We start from the raw sequence: 23,351 nt of genomic DNA on the forward strand, positions 1-23,351 counted from the left end.
CGGCTGCCGGCTGCCGGCAGATGCAGCGTGTGACGTATCGTGCGTGTAGGCTCGTGTGCGTGTGCCGGGCCTGACGTTGTGAAGCCGTGATGCCAGTCAGGTCCGGCCGTCCTTTCTGTTGCACCCGCGAGGTCGCGCGGGAGGTGCCCCCGGGGCACCTCGCATTGCGGGCTAATGCTTGGGTGTGGACGGCGTGCCGCCGCCGCCGAGTCCACCTGTGAGGCCGCCGAGCAGGTTCGTCAACGGGGCGAGCGGAGACGAGCCGCCGCTTGCGCCGCCGAGTACGCCGGTCAGTGTGCCGACCAGGTTGGTCAACGGTGCGACCGGATTGGACGCCGAGTTCGTCGACGATCCGTGCGAGGTGCCGCCGCCCTGGCCTCCGGTTAGTCCGCCGAGCAAGGTGGTAACCGGTGCGAGGGGGCCGCTGCTGCCTTGCGAGCCGCCGTTCACCGAGGCCACCGACAGTCCGCCGAGCAACGCCGTCACAGGTGCCAGCAGGCCACCGGTGCCATGTCCGCTCGATCCGCCTGTAACGCCATGTGAACCGCCGGTTGTGCCGTTGGCCACGCCGTTGCCGTTGCCGCTACCGCTGTTGTTGCCCACGGTGATCGGCACGATAGGCACGCTGATCGCGCCGACGCTGACGACCAGGTTCACGATCGGATCAAGCAGGCCGCCGGTGGTCTGGCTGCCGCTGCTGGAGCCAACGCCAGTGTTGGAGCCGCCGTGACCACCGTTTCCGGAGCCGCCGCCGTATCCGCCGCCCGAGCCGCCGTGGCCACCGTCTCCAGAGCCGCCGCCGTTCCCACCGCCGGAGCCACCGGAGCCACCGGAGCCACCGGAGCCACCGCCGTAACCGCCACCCGAGCCACCATGGCCGCCGTCTCCGGAACCGCCACCGTACCCGCCACCTGAGCCACCATGGCCGCCGTCTCCGGAACCGCCGCCGTACCCGCCACCTGAGCCGCCGTGGCCACCGTCTCCAGAGCCGCCGCCGTTCCCACCACCCGAGCCACCTTGGCCACCGTCGCCGGAACCTCCACCGTAGCCACCACCCGAACCGCCGTGGCCACCGTCTCCAGAGCCACCGCCGTTCCCGTCACCCGAATCGCCGGAGCCTCCCGAGCCGCCATAACCGCCGTCTCCAGAGCCACCGCCGTACCCGCCGCCCGAGCCGGAAACCGGACCGCCGCCCCAGGCCGAGCCGCCGGCCCAAACCGAGCCACTACCCGCACCGCTGCCGGCCCATGCGCCAGATGTGTTACCGCCTCCTGCCCACGCGAATCCCGATCCTGGTTGCCCGGTTGTCGTCCATCCGCTGCCTTGCGCAAACGAGGGAGGCGGTGTGGTCGTGACGTCTCCGGCCTGACACGAAGTGGCTAGCGACCACCATAGGAGTGCGCTCGCCGATGCAACAAGAGTGTGTTTGAAGGGAGCCATGATTAGTCCTTTCGCGATGAAATCGCGTCCTGATTGGAAGGTGTAATCAGTGCCCCCGGAAAACCGCTGATCGGTCTTGCAGAAACGGTTGCTTTTCTAGCCCGAGACCGCGTTTGTGCGCGTCGCCTTCGTTTAATTCTGGAGCCGGTGCGGTAGCGCCATGCTCGGATTTGGCTTCCTCGGGCAATTGGTCGCCGCAAGTTCTGAGCCAATGCTGCGGTTACGGAGCGCGGCACGTTCCGCGCACGGGCGGTGCTGAAATTGAGTGGCGTGCGGCGACGAAGGTCTTGCTGGACGGGGCAGATCGGGTGAGATGGAGAGTGCAGTGACGGCATCGTGTGGCGCGTGTTACGTCCCAGGTGTTACGTGTTCCCATCACATCGAACGTAACCTCGCCGTTACACGTCGTGCTGCGCAAATAGTTCAGACAAAAGGCGGCGTTGTCATCATATGGAGTCCGATATATTGAGGCGCGCGTTGGAAACGCGCGTTTAGATCCGTGCCGGCGCAAAGACTTCCATGCCGCGTGCTTCGAGGGTGCCTCGGGCTCACTTCGCTGCGACTGCCTGCTTGTCTTCGATCAGGGATCTGATCCGCTCCTGATCGACCGGTGTCGCCGGGTTATAGACGATCATCTGAAGATCCGGCCGCCCGTCGACTGCGAAGGATGAGTACTCCAGCGAGATCGGCCCCAGCACGGGGTGGCGCAGGCGCTTGACCCCCTCGCCGTGGGTCCGCACTTCATTGTCCCGCCACATGGCGGCGAACTCGGGACTCGAGCGGCACAGTTCGTCGACGAGCGGCGCCACCTCGGCGTCGGCGCCTGCGCGCGCGGCATCGATCCGGAAGGCGCCCACCACGAAGCGGGCCACGCTTGTCCAATCGAACTGAGCGGCACGGACGCGGGGATCGCAGAAGATCATGCGCAGGACGTTGCGTTGTTCGGGGGGCAGGGAGCCGTAGTCGGTGAGCACGGTCGCGGCGGCGCGGTTCCAGGCAACCACATCCCACGTCGCAGTCCTGACGATTGCCGGACTGTAGGGCAGTGCATCGAGCAGGCGCTGCAGTCGTGGCGTTATCGCGTCACCGCCGCGATAACGGACTTCGGGCGGATGGCCGAGGCCGAGCAGGAACACGTGTTCGCGCTCGACTTCGGTCAGCATGAGTGCCTTCGCAATGCGGTCCAGCACATCCGCTGACGGATTGCCGCCGCGCCCCTGTTCCAGCCACGTGTACCAGGCCGCGCTGATATTGGCGCGCTGCGCCACCTCTTCGCGGCGTAGTCCGGCCGTGCGCCGCCGGCCACCGGAAATGCCGAAGGACGCGGGATCGAGCTTGGTCCGCCGGTTCTTCAGATAGTTGCCGAGCCGGTTGCTGCTTTCGTCGTCGTTCACTTGGGCCATGCTTAATCTGTTAAGACGTATACCCGGATAGTGTCACCAATTTAACAGGATGATTTTGCCTCGTACGTTGCTCGCAATCAATCGGATTTGGGGGAGTTTCACATCGGCATCGCGCGCGAGAAGGGCGTCTCGGCTTACGTGGGGGACGGCCTCAACTGCCTCGGAGAATCAGGGCGACCTCGGCTGATACCATGACGCTCGCCCTGTTCAAGCGAGAGAACGACATGAGACTGAAAGACCGCGTCGCCTTGATTACGGGTGCCCAACGGGGCATCGGATATGCAATAGCGGAAAGGTTCGTGGCCGAGGGAGCGAAGGTGGTGCTTGCCGACGTAACAGACGCGACCGCAGAGGCAGACGCGCTCTGCGCCCCGGGCGGCGAAGCCTGCTCCGCGCGGTAAATCCGGATCCCGCGCATCGGAGCGGGGCGCGGCATCCGCGTGGCCAGGCCGGTTCCATCGGGTCGCGGCGACTCGCAACGGATTTTTATATCACAACAAGATATAATGCTGGCGATACGTTCTTTCATTTCGTGAGGATTTGCACCTTGAGGTGCAGTTCCGTCCCACGTGATACTCGCCAACTTTCCCATCTAAACCTTGTCCCGCTACGCTCTCATCCGCTGGCTTTCCAGCTTCGCTCCCCATCCCATCGCCGTCCGGTGGCCGGAACGCCTGAGATCGTGTCTCGGCGCATTGCTGGGGATTGCGTTCACCGGCGGGACAATGCACGTTCTTCTCGGACCGGCAGCAAACATTCCACTCCTGGTTGCGCCAATGGGCGCTTCGGCCGTGCTGCTGTTCGCGGTGCCCGCCAGTCCGCTTGCGCAACCGTGGTCCATCATCGGCGGCAATATCGTCTCCGCGACGGTCGGCGTTGCCTGCGCAAGCTGGATCACCGATCCGGTCGGCGCCGCCGCCTTGGCCGTCTCGCTGGCGATCTGTGCGATGTTTGCGTTGCGGTGTGTTCATCCCCCGTCGGGCGCGGTCGCCTTGACCGCGGTCCTCGGTGGTCCGGCCGTGCATGCGCTGGGCTACCGCTTTGTGGCAGAACCGATTGCGATCCAGACGGTGATGCTGCTGTGCGCGGCTATCGTCTACCACGCTGCAACCGGGCATCGATACCCGCACGTCGCGCAGAGTTCCGGCAAAGGTGCGGCCGCATCGGCTGCGGCTGCGAACGAAGGTTTCACGCGCGCGGACCTCGAGGCGGTGCTGAACCGCCGCGGGGAATTGCTCGACATCGATACGGACGATCTGGAATCCCTCCTGCGCGACGTTCAGTTGCAGGCCTACGCCCGCACGTTCAATGAGCTGACCTGCGAGGACATCATGTCGCGTTCGCTGGTCGCCGTGTCGGCGAACACGAGAGCGTCGGCCGCATGGAGTCTGCTGAAACAGCGCCATATCAAAGCACTTCCGGTCACTGACGAGAGGCAGCACGTAATCGGCATCGTGACCCGTGCCGACCTTGTCGACAAACGGGCGGTCAGCAAAGGGATCGGTTTGTCGTCCCCCATGCAACGCTGGTTCCGGCGCAGCATCACCCCGGCGCCGCTCGTCGGTGCGTTGATGAACGTTGACGTTCACACAGTCGACGCGGCGACACCGATCGTCGAACTGGTGCCGGTGTTCGCGAACTATGGGCACCACCACATCCCGGTTCTGGACTCGAATCAGCGGCTTGCGGGAATGATCACGCAGGCCGGCCTCATCGCGGGACTCTATCGCCAGGCTTACGCCAGGCAGCGGCACGCGGCATAGCAATAGCACTATCGCAGGCACTTGCGCATGAGTACATGCATAAATATCACGACATGATATAATTCGCGCTTCACCTATTTCTCGACGGCACTCCGATGAAAACACTCACTCGCGGCTTGACCAAGGCGAACTTCGAGCAACTGTCCGAGTTTCGCTACCAGATGCGCCGCTTCGAGCGTTTTTCTGAGCAGGCCGCCCAGGGTGAAGGCATCACACCGTTGCAATATCTGTTGCTCCTGCATATCAAGGGTTATCCGGAGCGTGACTGGGCGACCGTCGGCGAGCTTGCGGAACGGCTTCAGGCGCAGCATCACGGCGTGGTCGCGCTCGTGTCGCGCTGTGAGGCGCTCGAACTGGTTCGCAGAAAGGTCAGTGAGACGGACCGTCGCCAGGTCGAGGTTCATTTGTTGAAAGCGGGCGAGCAGGTGCTGGCCCGTCTCGCCGAGATGCACCGTGCCGAACTGAAGTCGCTCAAAGGCACGTTCAATGTTCCCCAGATCGATGTTTGAGTCAGCATGAGCCTCGATACCCATAAGCGTGACTTTTCCACCAACGCGCGGCTTCCCGGCGTTTCCGCGCTCGCCGCGGGAATTGGTGCGCTCAGCACGCTTGCAGCGTTCGTGCTGCTGAGCCTGATTCATCTGTTCACCAATCTGTTTTTCTTTCAGGAATTTTCGTTTGCGGACCGCCCCCCGGCCCTCAACACGCTGGGTATCTGGGTGGTGATCATCCCGGTGATCGGCGGTCTCATCGTCGGTTTCATGGCCCGTTACGGTTCGGAAAAGATCCGTGGGCATGGCATTCCCGAAGCGATCGAAGCCATCCTGTTCGGCAAGAGCCGCATGTCGCCGAAAGTGGCGATTCTCAAACCGCTGTCGTCCGGCATTGTGATCGGCAGTGGCGGGCCGTTCGGTGCGGAAGGCCCAATCATCATGACAGGCGGCGCGTTGGGGTCGCTGATCGCGCAGTGCGTGAAGGTCACGTCCGCGGAACGCAAGACGCTGCTGGTTGCCGGCGCAGCGGCGGGCATGACGGCGGTCTTCGGCACACCGGTGGCGGCCGTGCTGCTGGCGGTCGAACTGCTGCTGTTCGAATGGCGTCCGCGCAGTTTTCTGCCGGTCGCCCTTGCGTGTGCAGTCGCGGGTTTTGCGCGCGCGGTGTTCTTCGGCACGGGGCCGCTGTTTCCGCTTGAGACTGCGCCTCCCGGCGCGCTGTCGTTGGTTTCGTGCGTCATTGCAGGCCTGCTGTCCGGTGCGCTCGCGTCGGGTCTGTCAGCCGCGTTGTACAAGACCGAAGACCTGTTCGGCAAGCTGCCCATCCATTGGATGTGGTGGCCCGCGCTCGGCGGTCTCGTCGTCGGCATCGGCGGCTTTCTCGAACCTCGCGCGCTGGGCGTCGGCTACGACGTGATCGGCGACCTGTTGCGTCAGCACATTGCAATCCAGCTCGCGCTGGCGATCCTGATCGTGAAGGCGATCATCTGGGTCGTGGCGTTGGGCTCGGGCACCTCAGGCGGCGTCCTGGCGCCGTTGCTCATGCTGGGTGCGGGGCTCGGTGTCGTGCTCGGTCACGTGTTGCCGGGCGGCGAACCTGCCCTGTGGCCGCTCGTCTGCATGGCGGCCACGCTCGGCGCCACGCTGGGCGCGCCGTTGACCGCAATCGTGTTCGCGTTCGGCCTCACGCACGACAGCAACGCATTGCTGCCGCTGCTCGCCGCGACGCTGATCGCGCACGGGTTTGCAACGGTCGTCATGAAGCGCTCCATCATGACCGAGAAGATTGCCCGGCGCGGTTATCACATTTACCGGGAATACGGCGTCGATCCGCTTGAGCGTCACCACGTCGACGAGGTGATGTCGCGTACTGTCGAGACAATCGATGGCGATATGTCCGTGGGCGAAGCGCTAGCAATGTTCTTCGGCACGACGCAGACACATCGTGCTTATCCGGTCGTGCGGCATGGCGTGCTGGTGGGCGTCGTCGATCGCGCGCTACTGGAAAAAATTCGCGATGACGAGCCAGTGGATGCGCTCGAGTCGCGCCTCGCTGACGTATTGCCCCACCGTTCCCCCGCATTTGCATTGCCGAGCGAAACCTGCCGGCTCGTCGCAACGCGGCTCGCGGTACACGGTCTCGAACGCTTGCCTGTAGTCACGGACTCCGAAACGTTGCAACTGGTCGGCATTGTGTCGCGCAGCGATCTGGTCAAGCCGTCTCTTGCCCACTTCGACGAAGAGCATAAGAAAGAACGCTTCCGGCGTTTGCCAATTCACGCCGGCAAGCGGCACTTCCCGCCGGTTCCTTAAGTCAACGGCCGATCAGCAGCCGCTCAACAACCGGAACAGATGCGCCGTTTGCCAAAGAGCAAACAGCGCTCCGGCTTGTCTGCCACCGCATCCCCGCGCCACACGGCTGATGCCGGAGTCGGTGCCTGACTGAGTTCAGGCATCCGCACCTTTGGCTAATCGGACGGCCTCCACGCCTCCCATCCCGCATTCCCCAACCAGCCCCCAGGGAAAACAACCAGTGGACGAGCGCCCAGGGTGGTGTACGATCCAATCGTTACATCATTCAATGTAACAATAATAAATGTCATCGTGACGGGCGGCCGCACCCCCGTCGACAGCATATTCGGGAGGCATGTATGGGTGACAAGTCCATTCCACACGTCGACGTGGAAGAACTGGCGCAGTTCCGCGAAGTCCAGCAGTTGGCCTATCGCTGCGTCGAGAGCGTCGGCGAATTGCTCCAGCCTGGCATGACGGAAAAAGACGCCGCCCGGCTGTTGACCGAATGGCTGCAGGATCACGGCGTGCGCGACTGGCTGCACAAACCCTTCGCCTGGTTTGGCGACCGTACCGCCTTTGAAGGTTTTTCCGGGCTGTCGCACATGGCCGGTTTTAACCTGGCATTCTTCCCGAGTTCGCGTCGGCTGGAAGAAAACATGCCGGTCATTCTCGACGTGGCGCCAGTGTTGAACGGTGTGATCGCCGATGTCGGCTACGCCACCTGCGTCGGCACGAATCCCACGCTCGAACAGCTGAAAGACGACCTGGCCGAACACCGCGAGTTGATCGTCAGCATGGTGAAGCAACGGCAGACGCTTGCCGATGTGGCGCGCGCGGTCGACCTGTTGTGCAGAAAACAGGGCGTCGAGCCGCGCCACAAGGCCTATCCGTTCAAGGTGCTCGCGCATCGTGTCGCGAAGCTGAACCAGCCCGCCAAGCCGCGTTTCGTGGCGCGTTTCGGCCTGAACGCCACGCGCAACCTCGTCCTCGACCAGGTCAGCGCGGGCAGGAAGGAGGGCTGGTCGCCGTTATGGTCGATCGATCGCCGCTCCGATCATGCGCCGACGCCTGGTCTATGGGCCGTCGAGCCGCATCTCGGCTTTCAGGGTGTGGGCGCCAAATTCGAAGAGTTGCTGGTCATCACCGATGACGACGCCTACTGGCTCGACGACGACCTGCCGCATGTGCGCCGTTGGGCGCAGCGCGGGCGGGCGTTGGCCGCGGCATGACGGAGGCGCACATGCAACTTCTAACCGAACCGATATCGCCTACGCTGTACGAGGCGCCACCCGCCACGCGCCGCACCGAATTCACGGTGAGCTCGGGCGACGTGACGCTTGCCGCCAGGGCATGGGGTGACCCCGCCCGGCCGACCGTGGTGTTAGTACATGGCTACCCCGACAACAGCGAAGTCTGGGACACTGTGGCCGGATTGCTGGCACACGATTTCCATGTGATTGCCTACGATGTTCGCGGTGCAGGGCAGTCCACCGCGCCTAAAGGGACGGCCGCTTACCGTCTGGGAAAACTCACCGACGACTTCATCGCCGTCATCGACGCCGTGAGCCCCGATCGCGCCGTCCATCTGGTCGCGCACGACTGGGGTTCGATCCAGGGCTGGGAGTTCGTCACCGAAGAGCGCTTGCGCGGGCGCATTGCGTCGTACACGTCGTGCTCGGGCCCTTGCCTCGACCACGTCGCTTACTGGATCCGAGCACGCTTGCTGCGTCCCACGCCGCGTTCGATCGGCAAGCTATTGGGTCAACTGGTGCGCTCCTGGTATGTGCTGCTGTTCCATTTGCCGGTGCTGCCAGGCTTGACCTGGCGCGTGTGGCTCGGCCGCGCGTGGCCGCGTGTATTGCGTCGTGTGGAAAAGACGCAGATCGCGCCGCGCCCGACGCAAACGCAGGACGGCGTGCGCGGCGTCTCGCTGTATCGAGCCAACTTCATCCGCTGCCTGTTCACGCCGCGCAAGCGCTACGCCCACGCGCCGGTCCAGGTGATCGTGCCGACGCTGGACAAATACGTCAGCCCGGCCTTGTCCGAAGATCTTTCGCGATGGGTGCCGCAGTATTGGCGCCGTGAGCTGACTGCGCGGCACTGGCTACCGGTCACGCACCCTGAACAGATGGCCCGGATGGTGCGTGAGCTCGTCGATCACACTGAAGGCGGCGCCGAACCGGACACGCTGCAACGCGTCCGTATGGACGCCGCACGCAAACCGCTCAGCGGCAAGCTCGCGGTCGTGACGGGCGCGGGCAGCGGCATCGGGCGATGCATTGCACTGGAATTCGCGAAGCAGGGCGCCGCAGTGGTTGCGGTCGATATCGACACTGCAAGCGCGGAGCGCACGGCTACCCTGGCCAGGTTGTCAGGCTGCCAGGCGTACGCACGCAAGGCCGACGTCGGCAGCGTCGAACAGATGGAAGCGCTGGCGGATTGGGTCGGGAGTGACCTCGGCGGCGCCGACATTGTGGTCAGCAATGCCGGCATTGGCATGGCAGGCGGCGTGCTCGACACTTCGGCACAAGACTGGGAACGCATTCTTCACGTCAACCTGTGGGGCGTGATTCACGGCTCTCGCCTGTTCGCCCGACAGATGGTGAAGCGCGGCAACGGCGGTCACATCATCAACACCGCATCAGCCGCGGCGTTCGCCCCTTCGCGCGACCTGCCGGCCTACGCGACCACCAAAGCTGCCGTGTTGATGCTTAGCGAGTGCATGCGCGGAGAACTCGGCGCGCACGGTATCGGCGTCAGCGCAATCTGCCCGGGGTTCGCCGAAACCGGAATCATGGCCTCGACCCAGTATGTCGGCGCCAACGCTCAGGAGCAGGACCGCATGCGCCAGAAAGCCACCAAGCTTTACCAGTTGCGCGGCCTGCAACCCGAGACGGTCGCGAAAGCCGCGCTCCGCGCGGTATTGCGCAACAAGCCAGTGGTCGCCATCGGCATCGAGGCGCATTCAATGCGTTTCATCTCGCGCTACATGCCTGGGCTCAGCCGCATGATCGCTCGCATCAGCATGGTGCCGCGTTGATCTCACCCACCGGATGCCGGAGACCGTCATGACCCAAGAGCACACTCAATACAAAATCAGGGCACGCCATGTGAAATTCGACTGGAGTCAAACACCGATCCAGTGGATTCCCGGTGACCCGTCGAGCACGCACATCATTAATGTGCTGAACCTGCTGTTCCCCGCCGGCGAACTATGGTTCTGCCGCGTGTACAACAAGGCGCTGCCGCTGATCGCCGACCCGGCGCTGCGCGACGACGCCGAGGGGTTTCTCAGGCAGGAAGCGGTGCATTCGCGCTCGCACGGCGGTGTGCTCACGCACTACTACAAGGCTCACGGCATCGATACGCAGCCTTTCACAAAGAAACTCGACTGGCTGTTCGGCAAGCTGCTCGGCGAGCAACCGCTCGGACTGAAGATCGGCAAAACGCGCTTCTGGCTGCGCCAGCAACTGGGCGTCATCGCCGCGCTGGAACACTTTTTCGGTTATCTCGGCAATTGGGTGCTCAATGCCAACGGCCTCGATGCCGCTCATGCCGACCCAACCATGCTCGACCTGCTGCGCTGGCACGGTGCGGAGGAAGTGGAGCATCGCACCGTAGCATTCGACATCTTCCGGCATATGGGCGGGACCTACTTCGAACGCTGTTTCCACATGCTGTCGACGGTCATGCTCCTACTGTACTTTCTCACGCACGGCGCGCGCTTCATGCACCGGCGCGATCCCGACGCCGGCGCGTACCGGGGTTTTATCCTCGCCTGGCGCGCCGGGGCGCGGCGCGGTTGCCTGCCGTCGTTCTGGAAGATGATCGCGGCAGCGTTACGCTATTTCAATCCGCGTTATACGCCGCATCACGAAGGCTCGACCGAGCAGGCGCTCGCTTATCTTGCCACCTCGCCCGCTGCGCAGGCCGCGGCGCATGGAGGCAACTGGGTGCGCGATGCGAATTGAGACGGCAGCATGAAACACTAGGTCGTTGCCGTTTTCAAAGCCTCTATGTCACGTCGGGGCGGCGCGCCAAACATGCGCGAGTATTCGCGACTGAATTGCGATGCGCTTTCGTAGCCCACCTGATAGGCCGCCGCTTCGGCATTGGCATTGCCTGCCACCATCAGGTGACGTGCTTCAAGCAGGCGAAGCTGCTTCTGGTATTGCAACGGCGTCATCGATGTCAGCGCCTTGAACTGCCTGTGGAATGCGGACGGACTCATTTGTGCCACGGCGGCCAGCTCCTCGATGCGTACGGTCTCGGTGAATTGGCCTCTTAACGCATGGATGGCAGCGACAACTTTATGCACATGGCTGGTGGCCAGCACGACCCGCGCGACCTCGTTGCCATGACGTCCCGTTAGCAACCAGTAGCAGATTTCTCGCTTGATCATGGGTGCGAGAATGGGAATAGCGTGAGGCGTATCGAGGAGACGCACCATGCGCAGCATGCAGTCAGCGAGCGGGCCGTCAATGTCGGTGACAAAGACGCCGTGCCCGAGTTCGTCTTCCGGCGCAGGCGGCGTATCGAGACATGCCATGACATCGCGCATGATGGCAAGGTCGAACTCCATGGCAATAGCGAGGTATGGCTCTGTTGGGCTGGCTTTCACAATCCTGCTGAACGCCGGCATCTCGACGTTGACGATCAGGGCTTGTCCTGCCCTGTAGTCGTACCGCCTGTCACCGAATGTCGTCCACTTGGCACCTTGAACGACGACACAGAGAGCCGGCTTCATGATCAGATGAGAGGGGTGTTTTTCATGATCCGACCGGATGATGATCAAGCCCTCGATGGCGGTCATGAACGGGCCCTCGCTCCCGGCTTGATTGTCGGTGTAGCGTTTGACACCTTCGACCAAGGCATTTGACATATGAACTTCCTCCGAGCCCGCTTTTGCTCATATTACTGCCTCGCGTGTCGAGCTGCAGAGCCCGGGCAGGATTAGGCAAGAAGAAGGACAGTTAGGGCATTCAGCCTCGCTAGCGGCCGGAATAAGCTGCGTCTACACATCTAACGTGGAGCGCAAAAATGACAGCAGGACAATCGGCAGACATCATCTCGAAGATCGCCATCGTGACAGGCGGGAGTCGCGGCCTGGGGCGCAATACGGTCCTTAACCTTGCGAAGCGCGGCGTCAGTTCACTATTCACCTATCGAGCCAATCAGGCGGAAGCCGACAAGGTTGTCCGCCTCGTGGCAGAGGAGGGGCAAAGAGCCATTGCACTGCCACTCGATACCGGAAAAGTGAGTACGTTCGACGCGTTCGTGGAGCAGGTTCGGGCGTCGCTTGCGCAGTTGGGTGCCGAGCGTTTCGACTACCTCGTCAACAACGCCGGCACTTCGAATCACACTCCGTTCGACAAGACAACCGAGGAAGAGCTGGACAGTCTTTACCATGTCCATTTCAAGGGCGTATTTTTCCTGACGCAAAAGCTTCTGCCGTTGATCAAGGACGGTGGCCGCATCGTGAATATCTCCTCGGGACTGACTCGTGTCGCCTTTCCAGGCAGTGGGTCCTATGCGTCCATGAAAGGCGCGGTCGAGGTTCTGACTCGTTATCTCGCGAAGGAGCTCGGTCCGCGTCGAATTGCAGTCAACACCGTCGCGCCAGGCGCAGTCGCCACGGACTTCAGCGGCGGCATGGTCCGCGACAATCCCGAGATCAACAAGCTGGTGGCGGACGGGACGGCGCTCGGCCGTGCGGGCTTGCCCGACGACATCGGCCCGATGATCGCGTCGCTGCTGTCCGAGGAGAACCGCTGGGTCAATGGCCAGCGCATCGAAGTCTCGGGCGGCATGTCTCTATAAACGACAGAATTACGTGGTCCATCCCGCACCGTCGATGAAAAAAGTCCTCTTGCCCTCGTCGGCATGAAATGGGTTAACGTCAACAACATTCGCCCACAGGAGGATCGAAAGTCATGACCGACAAGCAAGATGCAGCGCCAGACAGCACAGCAGCGCGAGTCGCCCTGTGGCGTGCTCTCCATGTCCAGTCCGACCCGCCGCCGCACGTGCTGGAAGACGTAATCGGCCTTAAGCTGCTGGCCCCGGAGGAGGGCTGGCGCAGCCGCGGGGATATGGATCCTCAATTCACGCGACCCTTTCGCGCTTCAATCGTGGCGCGTGCTCGCTTCATTGAAGACCTGGTCGTGGAACAGGCCGGGCGCGGGCTTGATCAGTACGTCATCCTCGGCGCCGGCCTCGACAGCTTCGCCCAGCGGCGGCCGGAGATCGCATCCCATCTCAAGGTGTTCGAGGTCGACCAGGCAGGTCCTCAGGCATGGAAGCGTCAGCGCCTGATCGAACTCGGCTTCGGCGTTCCGGACTGGTTGCGTTTCGTGCCGGTCGATTTCGAGGCGGGGGGAAGCTGGCGAGACGGGCTCGTGACAGCCGGCTTCGATGACAGCAAACCGGCAATCGTGGTCTCAACAGGCGTCAGCATGTATCTCACCAAAGATGCGAACGCCGCCACGCTGCGCGAAGTCGCGTCCCTCGCCCCGGGATCGACGCTCGCCATGACGTTCCTGCTGCCGCTGGAGATGGCGGACCCCGAGGTGCGCCCCGGGCTTGAGATGGCGGAGAAGGGCGCACGCGCGAGCGGGACTCCATTCCTCAGCTTCTTCACCCCGCCGGAGATTCTGGCGCTAGCCCGCGAAGCAGGCTTTAGAGAAGCACGGCACGTCTCGGCGGCCGATCTTACCGAGCGCTACTTCATGGGCAGGACCGATGGTCTGCGGCCGCCAAAGAATGCTGAGGAACTGCTGGTAGCGAATACCTAGCTGCTCGCTTAAAGGAACCAGCGGTATTCCCGCGCATTCACTTCGTTCATGAAATCCAGATGGTCCTGCCGTTTGTTCTCGCAGTAGACCATCACGAACTCTTCGCCCAAGCCTTTGCCTACGACCGGATGGCTCTGCATCGCGGCGACGGCCGTGAGCATGTCTTGCGGAAAGTCGACGCCGCTTTGGCGGTCTTCGTTGAGCGGCGCGATGGGTTCGCGGCCTGCATCCAGCCCGTGTTCCATGCCGGTAAGAATAGCGGCGAGTACCAGATAAGGGTTCGCATCGGCGCCCGCCAGGCGGTGTTCGATACGCAGGTTGCGGTCATCCGATTCGGGAATGCGAATGCAGGCGTCGCGGTCTTCGAAACCCCAACTGGCACGACTGGCTGCATTCGTCTTCCAGCCATAGCGGCGAAACGCGTTGTGATTGGCGGCGAAGACAGGCATGCAATGCGGCAGCAAGGCGAGGCACCCGGCCACCGCATGGCGCAGTGGGCGCTGGCCGTCGGTGGCCAGCAGATTGTTACCCGCTTCGTCGTAGAGACTTACATGCACGTGCATGCCGCTGCCCGGCGCGTGCAGGTATGGCTTGCTCATGAAGCTCGCGCGGTAGCCGTGTTTCAGCGCCACACCGCGCGTGCTGCGGCAGAACAGGGCAGCCCAGTCGGCGGCGCGCAGACTGTCGTCGTTGTGGCCAAAGTTGATCTCGAACTGTCCGGGCCCGAGCTCGGCGGTGATCACGGTAGCGTCCACGCCCTGCTCACGCGTCGCGTCGACCATCTCATTGAGCACACTGGAGAAGCGCGACAATCTCTCGATGTGCATATTGGACTGGTCGTCCGGATCGTCGCAGAACGGGTCGCGGGGGAATTGCGGAAGACCGTCCGCCAGCCTGGCGTCGAATAGGTAAAACTCCAGTTCGAAGGCGACAACCGGGCGGATGCCGCGCCGCTCGAAACGTTTCAGCACGCGCGCCAATACCTCGCGGGGCTCGAACTCAATGGGCGCCTCGGTGCCGTCCGAGCTGATCAGCATCTGTCCCAATGGCTGGCTTTCCCATCGCACGGGCTTGAGGGTGCCGGCGATCAGGCGGCGCTGCGCATCCGGGTCGCCGTCGTTGAAGCAATAGTCGCCGATCGGGAACACGCCACCCTGCGCACCGAGCAAAATGCAGTTCTGCGGTAGTTTCAGGAGACTGCCGGCAGCGACTTTCTCGAGCATGTCCACGGGATAACGCTTGCCGTAGAAGTGCCCGGGGATATCCAGGCAAATGAGGTCGACGTAACGCACCTCGGGATACGCCGCGCGGAAGGCGCGTACTTCGCTGAGCAGGTCGACGCTGGGGGAAGTCATGTTGTTGTCCTTCTCACGCAAAAGACGCGATGATTGAGGTTCAGTTAAAAGCTACCGTCGAAAAAGGTAGGCAAGTCGATGACATAACGGAACGCGATAGTCACAACGCCGTCCATTAGTCATCCGAATTGAAATTCAGAGCAGCGTTCGCTGCTGCGTCCCGTACTGCCTGAATCCTAGGTGAACACCCAAAGTACCCGCGTGGGTTCGTCGGAGAGATTGGCGTAGCGGAACCGCGCGTGCGCCGGCACCTGGAAGCCGTCGTTGGGGCCGAGCGTCGCCGGTTGCGCTTCGTCGTCCAGCCAGATGGTCAACTCGCCTTCCAGGACGAAGCCACCTTGCTCGTCGCTGTCATTCAACGGTTTGTCGCCGCTGCTGGCGCCCGGCGCCAGGTGGCTTTCCAGCATCGAAAAACCCGCTGACATGTTCGGCGACACCAGCACGTCGGTCACACCTTCGGCGTAATAAAGCGTGCGGCGTTCATCCGGCCGGGTCACCCAAGGCAGCGCGCGGGGCTTGCTCAGGCTATAAAAATAGGTGGTGGGCACACCGAGCGCCTCGCCGATGGCGGTCAGGTCGCCTACGGTCGGACGCGAGAGGCCGCGCTCGATCTGGGAAAGGAAACCCACCGAGCGACCGATCTTTTCGGCCAACGCGCCCAACGTCACCTTCTTATGCTTGCGCAGGTCCCGAATCAGTATCGCGAGACCTTCAATTTCTTCCTGCTTGTTCATCTTCTGCCTCTTCTCTCAGACTCTGTCGCGCAGACGATACCAGGTCTTGCCAATGACCTCCAGCGGCGCGGCCAGTAGCGCACCGCCCGGAAAAGGCGGATTGTCGATGGCCTGATACAGGTCCAGCAATTCGTCGTCGCCGAGGATGGCGTCGGCGACCGCCCGGCCGGCGGCGAGCGTAGGCAGCACGCCGTGCCCCGAATAGCCTTGCAACCAGTAGCGCTCACCTTGTCGACCGATATCCGGCGTGCGCTTCATGCTGATGTCGATATGCCCGCCCCACGCAAACTCGAGTTCCACTCCGCGCAGCTGCGGGAATGCGCGCTCCAGGTAAGGCCGGGTAGCCGCCGCAATATCCTTTGGAATGCCGCCCGCGTAGGTGCAGCCGCCGCCGAACAGCAGGCGGTTGTCAGGACTTAAGCGGAAGTAGTCGGGAACGAACTGGTTGTCGATCACGCAGCTATTGCGCGGCAGCAGCGAACGGGCCACCTCCGGCCGCAGCGGCGACGTGGCCACCTGGTAGGTGCCAACAGGCAACATGCGTCTGGACAGTTTGCGGTCGAGGCGGTCGATATAGGCGTTGCAGGCAAGTACCAGCACGTCCGCACGCACCTCGCCTTTCTCGGTGCGCGCGACATAACCGCCGGGCGTCTCGCGGTAGTCCAACACCTGGCTTTGCTCGAAGATGCGTCCACCGGCCCGTTCGATTGCCGCCGCCAGGCCTTGGGCGAGTTTTAGCGGATTCAGATGGCCTGCCTCGGGATCGTAGAGCGCCGCCTGGTAGCGGTCGCTTGCAATCCATTGAGGCATTTCCTCGCGAGGGATGAAGCGCATCTTGTCGTAACCCCACTTTTCCTCGGCTTCCCGTTGAGCCTGCTCGAGGAGCGCGGTGCGACGCGGCAGCACTGCCGCCCACAGACTTCCTGCACGGTAGTCCGCATCGAAACCATGCCGCGCCGGCAGCTCACGTATCTCACCGGCGGCCCAGCGCATGCTGTCCCACAGTTGACGGGCACGTTCCAGACCTAGCGCTGCCTCTAGCGGAGGCATGTCGCAGGACCAGCCGAGCAGGGCCTGGCCGCCGTTGCGCCCGGACGCTGCCCAGGCGACCCGGCTGGCTTCGAGCACCGTGACACGCTTGCCCGCGAGGGCCAGACGCAGCGCCGTGTGCAGGCCGCTGAACCCCGCGCCGACGATGAGCACTTCCGTGTCGAGGCGCTCTTCCAGCGTCGGCCGCAGGGGGATCGGGGCAGGATAGGTGCGTGCGTAGTAGCTCGCGACGTGCTCGGCTGACTGGTCGAACATGTTGGCTCTCGTGAAAAAATCGCGGTAAATTTCATGAAAAAATACCATTCATTTTTCACAAGCGCAAGCGCGCCTCAAAATGCCGACGTTCTTTTCATCGAATCACTGGAGGAGAAACGCGTATCGGGCTGTGCTCGGCCAACGCGAGACAGCTATTGCTGTTCCGCTCCTAAGGCGTGTGGATCCGCACTTCCGGCAGGACGGTGGTAACCTTCCCCCGCTTATTCATCCGGCCGGCGTGGCATCTTCCGCGCCGGCATCCAACATCGACCGAAAGAGTGATCATGACCAGTTCCATCTACAGCGCATCCGTTCCCGTCTTCAAGCAAATGCTGACTGCATTGTCCGACGTGCTGAAGAAAGCCGAAGCGCATGCCACCGAAAGGAACATCGAGCCGAACGCGCTGCTGCAGGCACGCCTGTTTCCGGATATGTTTCCCCTGGTGCGCCAGGTGCAGATCGCCGCGGATTTCAGCAAGGGCGTCAGTTCGCGCCTGGCCGGCGTAGAAGTGCCGTCGTGGCCCGACACTGAGGTGACGTTTGCCGACCTGCAAGCGCTGATCGCCAAAGCGTTGGCTCACCTCGGCACGCTCGACGCCGCCCAGTTCGAGGGTAGCGAGAACAAGGAAATCGTCCTGCGTCCGGGCACGCCGAAAGAGAAGAAGCTGGTCGGCAGCGCCTATTTGCAGAACTACGGTCTGCCCCAGTTTTTCTTCCACGTCACGACGGCCTACGCGATTCTGCGCCACAACGGCGTTGAAATCGGCAAGCGCGACTACATGGGATCGTACTGATCGTTGACGCACGGGCAGGGCGGGCCAGCGGTCGGCGGTAGTTTCAGCGGATTTTCACGTCGCCGGCTAACGACGAATTATGAGTGAGTTAGCCGCTATCATCGACCGTAGTCCCCAAAGGAGAACAATCGATGAGCCGACCCGATTTCATCAAACACTGGACCGAGCTGGAAGAACCGGATGCGCATTCCTATCGCGGCGATACCGAGAAAATGGCGCTCGACGCGCCGCTATCCGCCGCACTCGGCATCACGCGCATTGGCATTCATCACGTGAGGCTTTTGCCCGGCCGGCGCACGTCATATCCGCACGCCGAAAGTACCGAGCAGGAGTTTGTGTATGTGCTCGAAGGCAAGCCCGATGTCTGGATCGACGGCGTGCTTCATCCCATTGCTGAAGGCGATTCCGTCGCGTTTCCGTCAGGCACCGGCATCTGCCACACCTTCATCAACAATACGAAGGACGAAGTCAGGCTGATGGTGATCGGCGAACGTCCGCGCGACGACAACCGCATTCGTTATCCGCTCAACGAAGCGCACGAACGGACCCGCGCGGACCGCTGGGTGGACTGGCCTACCAGGCCAATCGGGGACCACAACGGGATGCCGGACTGAAGGGTACGCCGCGGATGACGGCCTCGGCGCATATCCGGAGCGCGGTCCTGCAAGAACTAGCGATTCAGGCTAGGCTACCGCGTGGGCCGTTTTGCGTCGCACCGCAGCGGCCGTGCCACACGGTTATTCCAGTCAGGAAAGCAATGAAACAACAGCTAACAATCGATTTTGTCTCCGATATCGCATGCCCGTGGTGTGCGATTGGCCTGTCGTCACTCCAGCTCGCACTATCGCGCTTGAGCGATACGGTCGACGCTCAAGTCATCGTGCATCCCTTTGAGCTGAATCCGGAGATGGGGCCGGACGGCGAAGCCATTGTCGATTATCTCGGCAAGAAATACGGACGTACTCCGGAGCAGATCGCGGAAACCCAGGCCATGATCCGCGAGCGCGGGGCGAGCGTCGGTTTTGCCTTCGGCCCGCGTACGCACGTCTATAACACCTTCGATGCGCACCGCCTGCTGCATTGGGCCGGTATCGAAGGCAAGCAGTTGCCGCTCAAACTGGCGCTGCTGCGGGCCTATCATGCCGAGGGCAAAGACCCGAGCAATCACGAAGTCCTGGTTGAAGCGGCTCAATCTGTAGGGCTCGACGCCGCGCAAGCAAGTGAGGTACTGCGCAGCGGAATCTATGCCGACGACGTCCGTGCGGAAGAACGGGAATTCCAGTCGAAGGGCATCCAGTCCGTGCCGGCGATCATCTTCAACGGACGCTATCTGGTGAGCGGCGGACAACCCGTGGAAACCTTCGAGCAAGTCATCCAGCAGATTCTCGCCGAAGCGTAGGGCGGCAATCGGCAATCGCGCCGGCGGCCCGTTGCATTCAACGGGCCGCAACCGAAGACTCACTTCGGTCCGCGTCCGCTTTCTCACCGGCAGACGAAAGACGGGTTCATTGCCCGCACACTGAATCCCGCCACACTTGTCACTCACACCGTTCGATGCACGGCATTAGTGTGCTCTACAAGGACGAGGCTGGTGTTGTGTTCCATAGCGCCTCGACATCGATAGGAGAGACGCCCGTGATGGATCGCATCATGGCGATGCAGACCTTCGTACGCATCGTCGACGCCAACAGCTTTACCCGCGCCGCGCAGTCGCTTGGGATTCCACGCGCAAGCGCGACAACACTCGTGCAGAACCTCGAGGCCATGCTCGGCATCCAGTTGCTCGTGCGCACCACGCGCCGGCTCAGTCTGACTGCCGAGGGGGCCGCCTATTACGAGCGCTGCGTGCAGATTCTCGCCGACCTCGACGACATCGAGGCGAGCCTGCGGCATCCCGACGACCGGCCGCGCGGGCGGCTGCGCGTTGAGATGCCGGCGGTCGTCGCGAACGCGATCGTGTTTCCGGCGCTCGACGATTTTCACGCGCGCTACGAGCACATCCTGCTCACCTTCGGCGTCAGCAACCGCCAGGTCGAACGGGCCGGCGAAGCGATCGATTGCTGCATTCTGACTGGAAAGTCGCCGGATGCGGGCCTCGCCGCTCGCCGACTGGGCGCGCTCGAGCGTGTGACCTGTGCGAGCCCGCTTTATCTCGCACGGTACGGCACGCCGCAACGGTTCGATGAGCTAAGCGGTCATATCGCGGTGAATTACATGTGTGCGCAAACGGGGCGTGCAGCGGATTTCGATTTTCAGGTCGAAGGCGACACGGTCAACGTGGCGATTGAGGGCTTCGTGCAGGTGAGCGACGAGCATGCCTATCTCGAATGCGGACTGCGCGGACTTGGACTGATCCAGCCGCCGCGGGCGCTCGCCCAGCCCTATCTCGACTCCGGGCGGCTGCGTGAAGTGCTGCCGCATTGCAGGCCCGCGGCGCTGCCGGTATCGGTCGCGTATCTGCGTCATCGGCGCGCTCCGCCTCGCGTGCTTGCCTTCGTCAACTGGCTCGCGGAACTGTTCGAAACGGCGCGGCACGTAAGCCATGAGCCGTCACCCGTGCACCGGAGTCTGCGTGGCGTGGCGGCCGCCGAACCGGCCTGAAATGAGCGACAAACCAAATAATGGGAAGCAGGCGCGAGATACCTGTGCGCACGACACTAGGGAATGCCTACGCTTGAGCCGCTGCCATCCAGCGTCGTAAAATCGTGGCACATCAGTTTGGGTGGCCCAGCAATGTGTCTGGCTTCTCGTTACGATTTCAGCCGCAATACCCGGCAACGCCCGGCGCAGCGGCTTCCCGCGCTTTTTCGACCCGCTCCCCGCATTGAGGCCAGCGGCGATCGCGGAATTGTCGTTCAATCCGCGCCATGACCCCGCTCATTTCCGTTAAAAGGCTCAACAAGCGCTTTCCCGGCGTGAGGGCGCTTCACGAAGTCCAGTTCGAGCTCATGGCCGGTGAAGTCCACGCGTTGATGGGCGAGAACGGTGCCGGCAAGTCGACGTTGATGAAAATCCTCGCCGGCGTCTACACCCGGGACACGGGCGATATTCTCTATGACGGTCAGCCGGTCGAGTTCTCGAGCCCGCGCGAGGCGCAGGCCATGGGTATCGGCATTATTCATCAGGAACTCCAGTTGATGAATCACCTGACCGTCGCCCAGAATATGTTCATCGGCCGCGAGCCGCGTGGGCGCCTCGGTCTGTTCCTCGACGAAGACAAGCTCAATGAGCAGGCGCGCGACATTCTTGCCCGCATGCATGTGAATATCGACCCGCGCGCGGTGGTCAGCACGCTCACCGTCGCAAAGCAGCAGATGATCGAGATCGCCAAGGCATTGTCCTTCGATTCGCGCGTGCTGATCATGGACGAGCCGACCTCGGCGCTCAACGACGCCGAGATCGCCGAGCTGTTCCGCATCATCCGCGAGCTGAAGAGCCGGGGCGTGGGCATCGTCTATATCTCCCACAAGATGGACGAGCTGAAGCAGATTGCTGACCGCGTCACCGTGTTGCGTGACGGGGAATATGTGGCCACCGTCACCGCGAAAGACACCAGCGTCGACGCGATCATCGGCATGATGGTCGGTCGAATCTTGACCGACGCCGCGCCTTCTGAGAGCGTCGCCGGCACGGGCGAGATCGCGCTCGAAGTCAACAATCTGAATGCCGGCCCGCTTGTCAGAGACGTCAGCTTTGCGCTGCGCAAAGGCGAGATATTGGGCTTTGCCGGCTTGATGGGCGCCGGTCGCACCGAGGTCGCCCGCGCGGTGTTCGGCGCCGATCCGATCGAATCGGGTGAAATCATCGTGAAAGGCGTGAAGGCGACGATCAGGAATCCGAGCGATGCGGTGGCGCGCGGCATCGGCTATCTCTCGGAAGACCGGAAGCGCTTCGGTCTTGCGACCGGCATGAACGTCGAATCGAACATCGTGATGTCCAACCTGCGCAAATTCCTGTCGCTCAACTTTTTCTTGCGCCGCACTGAGATCCGCCGGACAGCCACCCATTTCATCAATCTGCTCGCCATTCGTACGCCCTCCGCGACGCAGGAGGTGCGGCTTCTCTCGGGCGGCAATCAGCAGAAAATCGTCGTTGCGAAATGGCTCGAGCGCGACTGCGACGTGCTTTTCTTCGACGAGCCGACGCGCGGCATCGACGTCGGCGCCAAGAGCGAAATTTACAAACTCCTGCGCTCGCTCGCCGGGCAAGGCAAGGCGATCGTCATGATCTCGTCGGAACTGCCGGAGATCTTGCGCATGAGCGACCGCATCGTCGTGATGTGCGAGGGCCGCATTACCGGCGAACTTTCAGCCACGGAGGCGACGCAGGAGCGCATCATGCAACTGGCGACGCAGCGCGAAACCTTAAAAGCGGCGTGAGCCCGAAGAGGAGAGATCCAGTTTATGACACAGCCATCGGATACTTCGACGCTCGCTAACGAGGGGCGGTTGTCCGGCCTCAGAGCCCGCGTCTTCACGCCGACCGCTCTGCAAAAGCTGCTCGCCTTCGGGAGCCTGATCCTGTTGCTGGTCTTTTTCAGCTTCGCGTCCCCTGCGTTCATGCAGATGGACAACATGCTCGGGATTCTGCAGGCGACGGCCGTCAACGGCGTGCTGGCGATTGCCTGCACGTTCGTCATCATCACGGGCGGTATCGATTTGTCCGTCGGTACCTTGATGACTTTCACGGCGGTCATTTGCGGCGTGTTTCTGACCTATTGGCATTTGCCGATGTGGACCGGCGTCGTGGCTGCGATCGGGACGGGCGCAATCTGCGGGACCATTTCGGGCACGCTCACGGCGAAAATGAAAATACCGCCGTTCATTGCCACCTTAGGCATGATGCTGCTGCTGAAAGGTCTTTCGCTCGTCGTCTCGGCCGACAAGCCGATCTATTTCACCGACACCGAAAACTTCTACATGATTTCTCAGGATTCGCTGATCGGCTCTTTCCTGCCGAGCCTGCCGGTTCCGAACGCGGTCCTGATCCTGTTTTTCCTTGCGGTGGTAAGTTCGATCACGCTCAATCGCACGGCGCTCGGCCGGTACACGTTTGCGCTTGGCAGCAACGAAGAAGCGGTGCGCCTTTCCGGCGTGAATGTCGACCGGTGGAAGATCGCCATTTACGGCCTGGCCGGGGCAATTTGCGGCATCGCCGGGCTGCTGATTGCCTCGCGCCTGAATTCGGCGCAGCCGGCGCTAGGCCAAGGTTACGAACTCGAAGCGATCGCCGCCGTGGTCATCGGCGGGACCTCGCTCAGCGGCGGTGCGGGCACGATTCTGGGCACGATCATCGGTGCGTTCATCATGAGCGTGCTGACCAACGGCCTGCGCATCATGTCCGTTGCTCAGGAATGGCAGATCGTGGTGACCGGCCTCATCATCATTCTCGCGGTTTATGCCGATATTTTGCGGCGCAAGAAAAGCTGACGAAGGTTGACGCTACGCGAAACAAGATCAAGAAAAGGGAGCGCCC

General features: G+C 62.4%; 21 protein-coding genes. 15 read left to right on the forward strand and 6 right to left on the reverse strand.

The genetic code is table 11. From position 1 onward, the window contains the following. Positions 1-171: 171 nt before the first annotated feature. Both M0D67_RS09850 and M0D67_RS09855 read right to left on the reverse strand, forming a co-directional pair. A complete protein-coding gene (locus tag M0D67_RS09850) occupies positions 172-1,440 on the reverse strand; it encodes a hypothetical protein (protein WP_266238703.1) in 1,269 nt (422 codons plus the stop codon). Between the two features lie 548 nt (positions 1,441-1,988). Then, the gene (locus tag M0D67_RS09855) at positions 1,989-2,843 is read right to left on the reverse strand and encodes a helix-turn-helix transcriptional regulator (protein WP_266238704.1); all 855 of its coding nucleotides are present in this window, start codon (positions 2,841-2,843) and stop codon (positions 1,989-1,991) included. 191 nt (positions 2,844-3,034) lie between these two features. Between M0D67_RS09855 and M0D67_RS09860 the strand changes: the two genes are divergently transcribed. From M0D67_RS09860 to M0D67_RS09890, 7 genes are all read left to right on the forward strand, one after another. Then, a complete protein-coding gene (locus M0D67_RS09860; protein WP_302272789.1) occupies positions 3,035-3,244 on the forward strand; it encodes an SDR family NAD(P)-dependent oxidoreductase in 210 nt (69 codons plus the stop codon). Positions 3,245-3,442: 198 nt separating this feature from the next. Continuing rightward, entirely contained in the window at positions 3,443-4,606 is a 1,164-nt protein-coding gene (locus M0D67_RS09865) for an HPP family protein (RefSeq protein WP_266238705.1), read from the forward strand. 95 nt (positions 4,607-4,701) lie between these two features. Then, complete coding sequence (locus tag M0D67_RS09870) at positions 4,702-5,115, forward strand: MarR family winged helix-turn-helix transcriptional regulator (RefSeq protein ID WP_154560163.1); 414 nt, start codon at positions 4,702-4,704, stop codon at positions 5,113-5,115. Positions 5,116-5,121: 6 nt separating this feature from the next. Then, on the forward strand, positions 5,122-6,912 hold the full coding sequence (locus M0D67_RS09875) for a chloride channel protein (protein ID WP_266238706.1): 1,791 nt from the start codon (positions 5,122-5,124) through the stop codon (positions 6,910-6,912). A 338-nt stretch (positions 6,913-7,250) separates the two neighbouring features. After that, positions 7,251-8,123, forward strand: a complete 873-nt coding sequence (locus M0D67_RS09880) for a M24 family metallopeptidase (protein ID WP_266238707.1) — start codon at positions 7,251-7,253, stop codon at positions 8,121-8,123. Between the two features lie 11 nt (positions 8,124-8,134). Continuing rightward, the gene (locus M0D67_RS09885) at positions 8,135-9,934 is read left to right on the forward strand and encodes an SDR family oxidoreductase (protein WP_266238708.1); all 1,800 of its coding nucleotides are present in this window, start codon (positions 8,135-8,137) and stop codon (positions 9,932-9,934) included. Positions 9,935-9,962: 28 nt separating this feature from the next. Continuing rightward, positions 9,963-10,865, forward strand: coding sequence for a metal-dependent hydrolase (locus tag M0D67_RS09890; RefSeq protein WP_266238709.1), 903 nt, complete (start codon positions 9,963-9,965; stop codon positions 10,863-10,865). A 17-nt stretch (positions 10,866-10,882) separates the two neighbouring features. On the opposite strand, the gene M0D67_RS09895 is transcribed toward M0D67_RS09890, so the two are convergent. Beyond that, a complete protein-coding gene (locus M0D67_RS09895) occupies positions 10,883-11,776 on the reverse strand; it encodes an AraC family transcriptional regulator (protein WP_266238710.1) in 894 nt (297 codons plus the stop codon). A gap of 158 nt (positions 11,777-11,934) precedes the next feature. On the opposite strand from M0D67_RS09895, the gene M0D67_RS09900 reads away from it, so the two are divergent. Both M0D67_RS09900 and M0D67_RS09905 read left to right on the forward strand, forming a co-directional pair. Then, positions 11,935-12,714, forward strand: coding sequence for an SDR family NAD(P)-dependent oxidoreductase (locus M0D67_RS09900; RefSeq protein ID WP_266238711.1), 780 nt, complete (start codon positions 11,935-11,937; stop codon positions 12,712-12,714). A 113-nt stretch (positions 12,715-12,827) separates the two neighbouring features. Then, entirely contained in the window at positions 12,828-13,688 is an 861-nt protein-coding gene (locus M0D67_RS09905; protein WP_266238712.1) for a class I SAM-dependent methyltransferase, read from the forward strand. Between the two features lie 8 nt (positions 13,689-13,696). On the opposite strand, the gene M0D67_RS09910 is transcribed toward M0D67_RS09905, so the two are convergent. From M0D67_RS09910 to M0D67_RS09920, 3 genes are all read right to left on the reverse strand, one after another. Then, positions 13,697-15,043 carry a glutamine synthetase family protein gene (locus M0D67_RS09910; RefSeq protein WP_266238713.1) on the reverse strand — a complete coding sequence of 449 codons (1,347 nt, stop codon included), beginning with the start codon at positions 15,041-15,043 and terminating at the stop codon, positions 13,697-13,699. A gap of 176 nt (positions 15,044-15,219) precedes the next feature. After that, positions 15,220-15,777, reverse strand: a complete 558-nt coding sequence (locus M0D67_RS09915; protein ID WP_097394205.1) for a helix-turn-helix domain-containing protein — start codon at positions 15,775-15,777, stop codon at positions 15,220-15,222. 15 nt (positions 15,778-15,792) lie between these two features. After that, on the reverse strand, positions 15,793-17,082 hold the full coding sequence (locus M0D67_RS09920) for an FAD-binding oxidoreductase (protein ID WP_171927950.1): 1,290 nt from the start codon (positions 17,080-17,082) through the stop codon (positions 15,793-15,795). Between the two features lie 284 nt (positions 17,083-17,366). Here M0D67_RS09920 and M0D67_RS09925 point away from each other — a divergent pair, with 284 nt between their 5' ends. From M0D67_RS09925 to M0D67_RS09950, 6 genes are all read left to right on the forward strand, one after another. Beyond that, positions 17,367-17,876 carry a DUF1993 family protein gene (locus tag M0D67_RS09925; protein WP_154560174.1) on the forward strand — a complete coding sequence of 170 codons (510 nt, stop codon included), beginning with the start codon at positions 17,367-17,369 and terminating at the stop codon, positions 17,874-17,876. Between the two features lie 131 nt (positions 17,877-18,007). After that, on the forward strand, positions 18,008-18,490 hold the full coding sequence (locus tag M0D67_RS09930; RefSeq protein ID WP_154560175.1) for a cupin domain-containing protein: 483 nt from the start codon (positions 18,008-18,010) through the stop codon (positions 18,488-18,490). Positions 18,491-18,633: 143 nt separating this feature from the next. Then, positions 18,634-19,275 carry a DsbA family oxidoreductase gene (locus M0D67_RS09935; RefSeq protein ID WP_266238714.1) on the forward strand — a complete coding sequence of 214 codons (642 nt, stop codon included), beginning with the start codon at positions 18,634-18,636 and terminating at the stop codon, positions 19,273-19,275. Positions 19,276-19,511: 236 nt separating this feature from the next. Beyond that, positions 19,512-20,477, forward strand: coding sequence for a LysR family transcriptional regulator (locus tag M0D67_RS09940; protein ID WP_266238715.1), 966 nt, complete (start codon positions 19,512-19,514; stop codon positions 20,475-20,477). Between the two features lie 266 nt (positions 20,478-20,743). Next, on the forward strand, positions 20,744-22,255 hold the full coding sequence (locus tag M0D67_RS09945) for a sugar ABC transporter ATP-binding protein (protein WP_266238716.1): 1,512 nt from the start codon (positions 20,744-20,746) through the stop codon (positions 22,253-22,255). Between the two features lie 24 nt (positions 22,256-22,279). After that, positions 22,280-23,305: an ABC transporter permease gene (locus tag M0D67_RS09950; protein WP_171927951.1), complete on the forward strand. Its 1,026-nt coding sequence runs from the start codon at positions 22,280-22,282 to the stop codon at positions 23,303-23,305. The last annotated feature ends 46 nt before the right edge of the window (positions 23,306-23,351 follow it).

This window comes from Paraburkholderia sp. SECH4, assembly GCF_030511745.1.
Lineage (GTDB): Bacteria > Pseudomonadota > Gammaproteobacteria > Burkholderiales > Burkholderiaceae > Paraburkholderia > Paraburkholderia madseniana.

Excerpts from the sequence above, each read along its gene's own strand:
- M0D67_RS09885 (WP_266238708.1), top strand. The coding sequence starts at position 8,135 with ATGCAACTTCTAACCGAACCGATATCGCCTACGCTGTACGAGGCGCCA.
- M0D67_RS09850 (WP_266238703.1), bottom strand. The coding sequence starts at position 1,440 with ATGGCTCCCTTCAAACACACTCTTGTTGCATCGGCGAGCGCACTCCTA.
- M0D67_RS09890 (WP_266238709.1), top strand. The coding sequence starts at position 9,963 with ATGACCCAAGAGCACACTCAATACAAAATCAGGGCACGCCATGTGAAA.
- M0D67_RS09945 (WP_266238716.1), top strand. The coding sequence starts at position 20,744 with ATGACCCCGCTCATTTCCGTTAAAAGGCTCAACAAGCGCTTTCCCGGC.
- M0D67_RS09870 (WP_154560163.1), top strand. The coding sequence starts at position 4,702 with ATGAAAACACTCACTCGCGGCTTGACCAAGGCGAACTTCGAGCAACTG.
- M0D67_RS09880 (WP_266238707.1), top strand. The coding sequence starts at position 7,251 with ATGGGTGACAAGTCCATTCCACACGTCGACGTGGAAGAACTGGCGCAG.
- M0D67_RS09950 (WP_171927951.1), top strand. The coding sequence starts at position 22,280 with ATGACACAGCCATCGGATACTTCGACGCTCGCTAACGAGGGGCGGTTG.
- M0D67_RS09855 (WP_266238704.1), bottom strand. The coding sequence starts at position 2,843 with ATGGCCCAAGTGAACGACGACGAAAGCAGCAACCGGCTCGGCAACTAT.
- M0D67_RS09875 (WP_266238706.1), top strand. The coding sequence starts at position 5,122 with ATGAGCCTCGATACCCATAAGCGTGACTTTTCCACCAACGCGCGGCTT.
- M0D67_RS09860 (WP_302272789.1), top strand. The coding sequence starts at position 3,035 with ATGACGCTCGCCCTGTTCAAGCGAGAGAACGACATGAGACTGAAAGAC.
- M0D67_RS09900 (WP_266238711.1), top strand. The coding sequence starts at position 11,935 with ATGACAGCAGGACAATCGGCAGACATCATCTCGAAGATCGCCATCGTG.
- M0D67_RS09910 (WP_266238713.1), bottom strand. The coding sequence starts at position 15,043 with ATGACTTCCCCCAGCGTCGACCTGCTCAGCGAAGTACGCGCCTTCCGC.
- M0D67_RS09925 (WP_154560174.1), top strand. The coding sequence starts at position 17,367 with ATGACCAGTTCCATCTACAGCGCATCCGTTCCCGTCTTCAAGCAAATG.
- M0D67_RS09920 (WP_171927950.1), bottom strand. The coding sequence starts at position 17,082 with ATGTTCGACCAGTCAGCCGAGCACGTCGCGAGCTACTACGCACGCACC.
- M0D67_RS09915 (WP_097394205.1), bottom strand. The coding sequence starts at position 15,777 with ATGAACAAGCAGGAAGAAATTGAAGGTCTCGCGATACTGATTCGGGAC.
- M0D67_RS09905 (WP_266238712.1), top strand. The coding sequence starts at position 12,828 with ATGACCGACAAGCAAGATGCAGCGCCAGACAGCACAGCAGCGCGAGTC.
- M0D67_RS09930 (WP_154560175.1), top strand. The coding sequence starts at position 18,008 with ATGAGCCGACCCGATTTCATCAAACACTGGACCGAGCTGGAAGAACCG.
- M0D67_RS09935 (WP_266238714.1), top strand. The coding sequence starts at position 18,634 with ATGAAACAACAGCTAACAATCGATTTTGTCTCCGATATCGCATGCCCG.
- M0D67_RS09895 (WP_266238710.1), bottom strand. The coding sequence starts at position 11,776 with ATGTCAAATGCCTTGGTCGAAGGTGTCAAACGCTACACCGACAATCAA.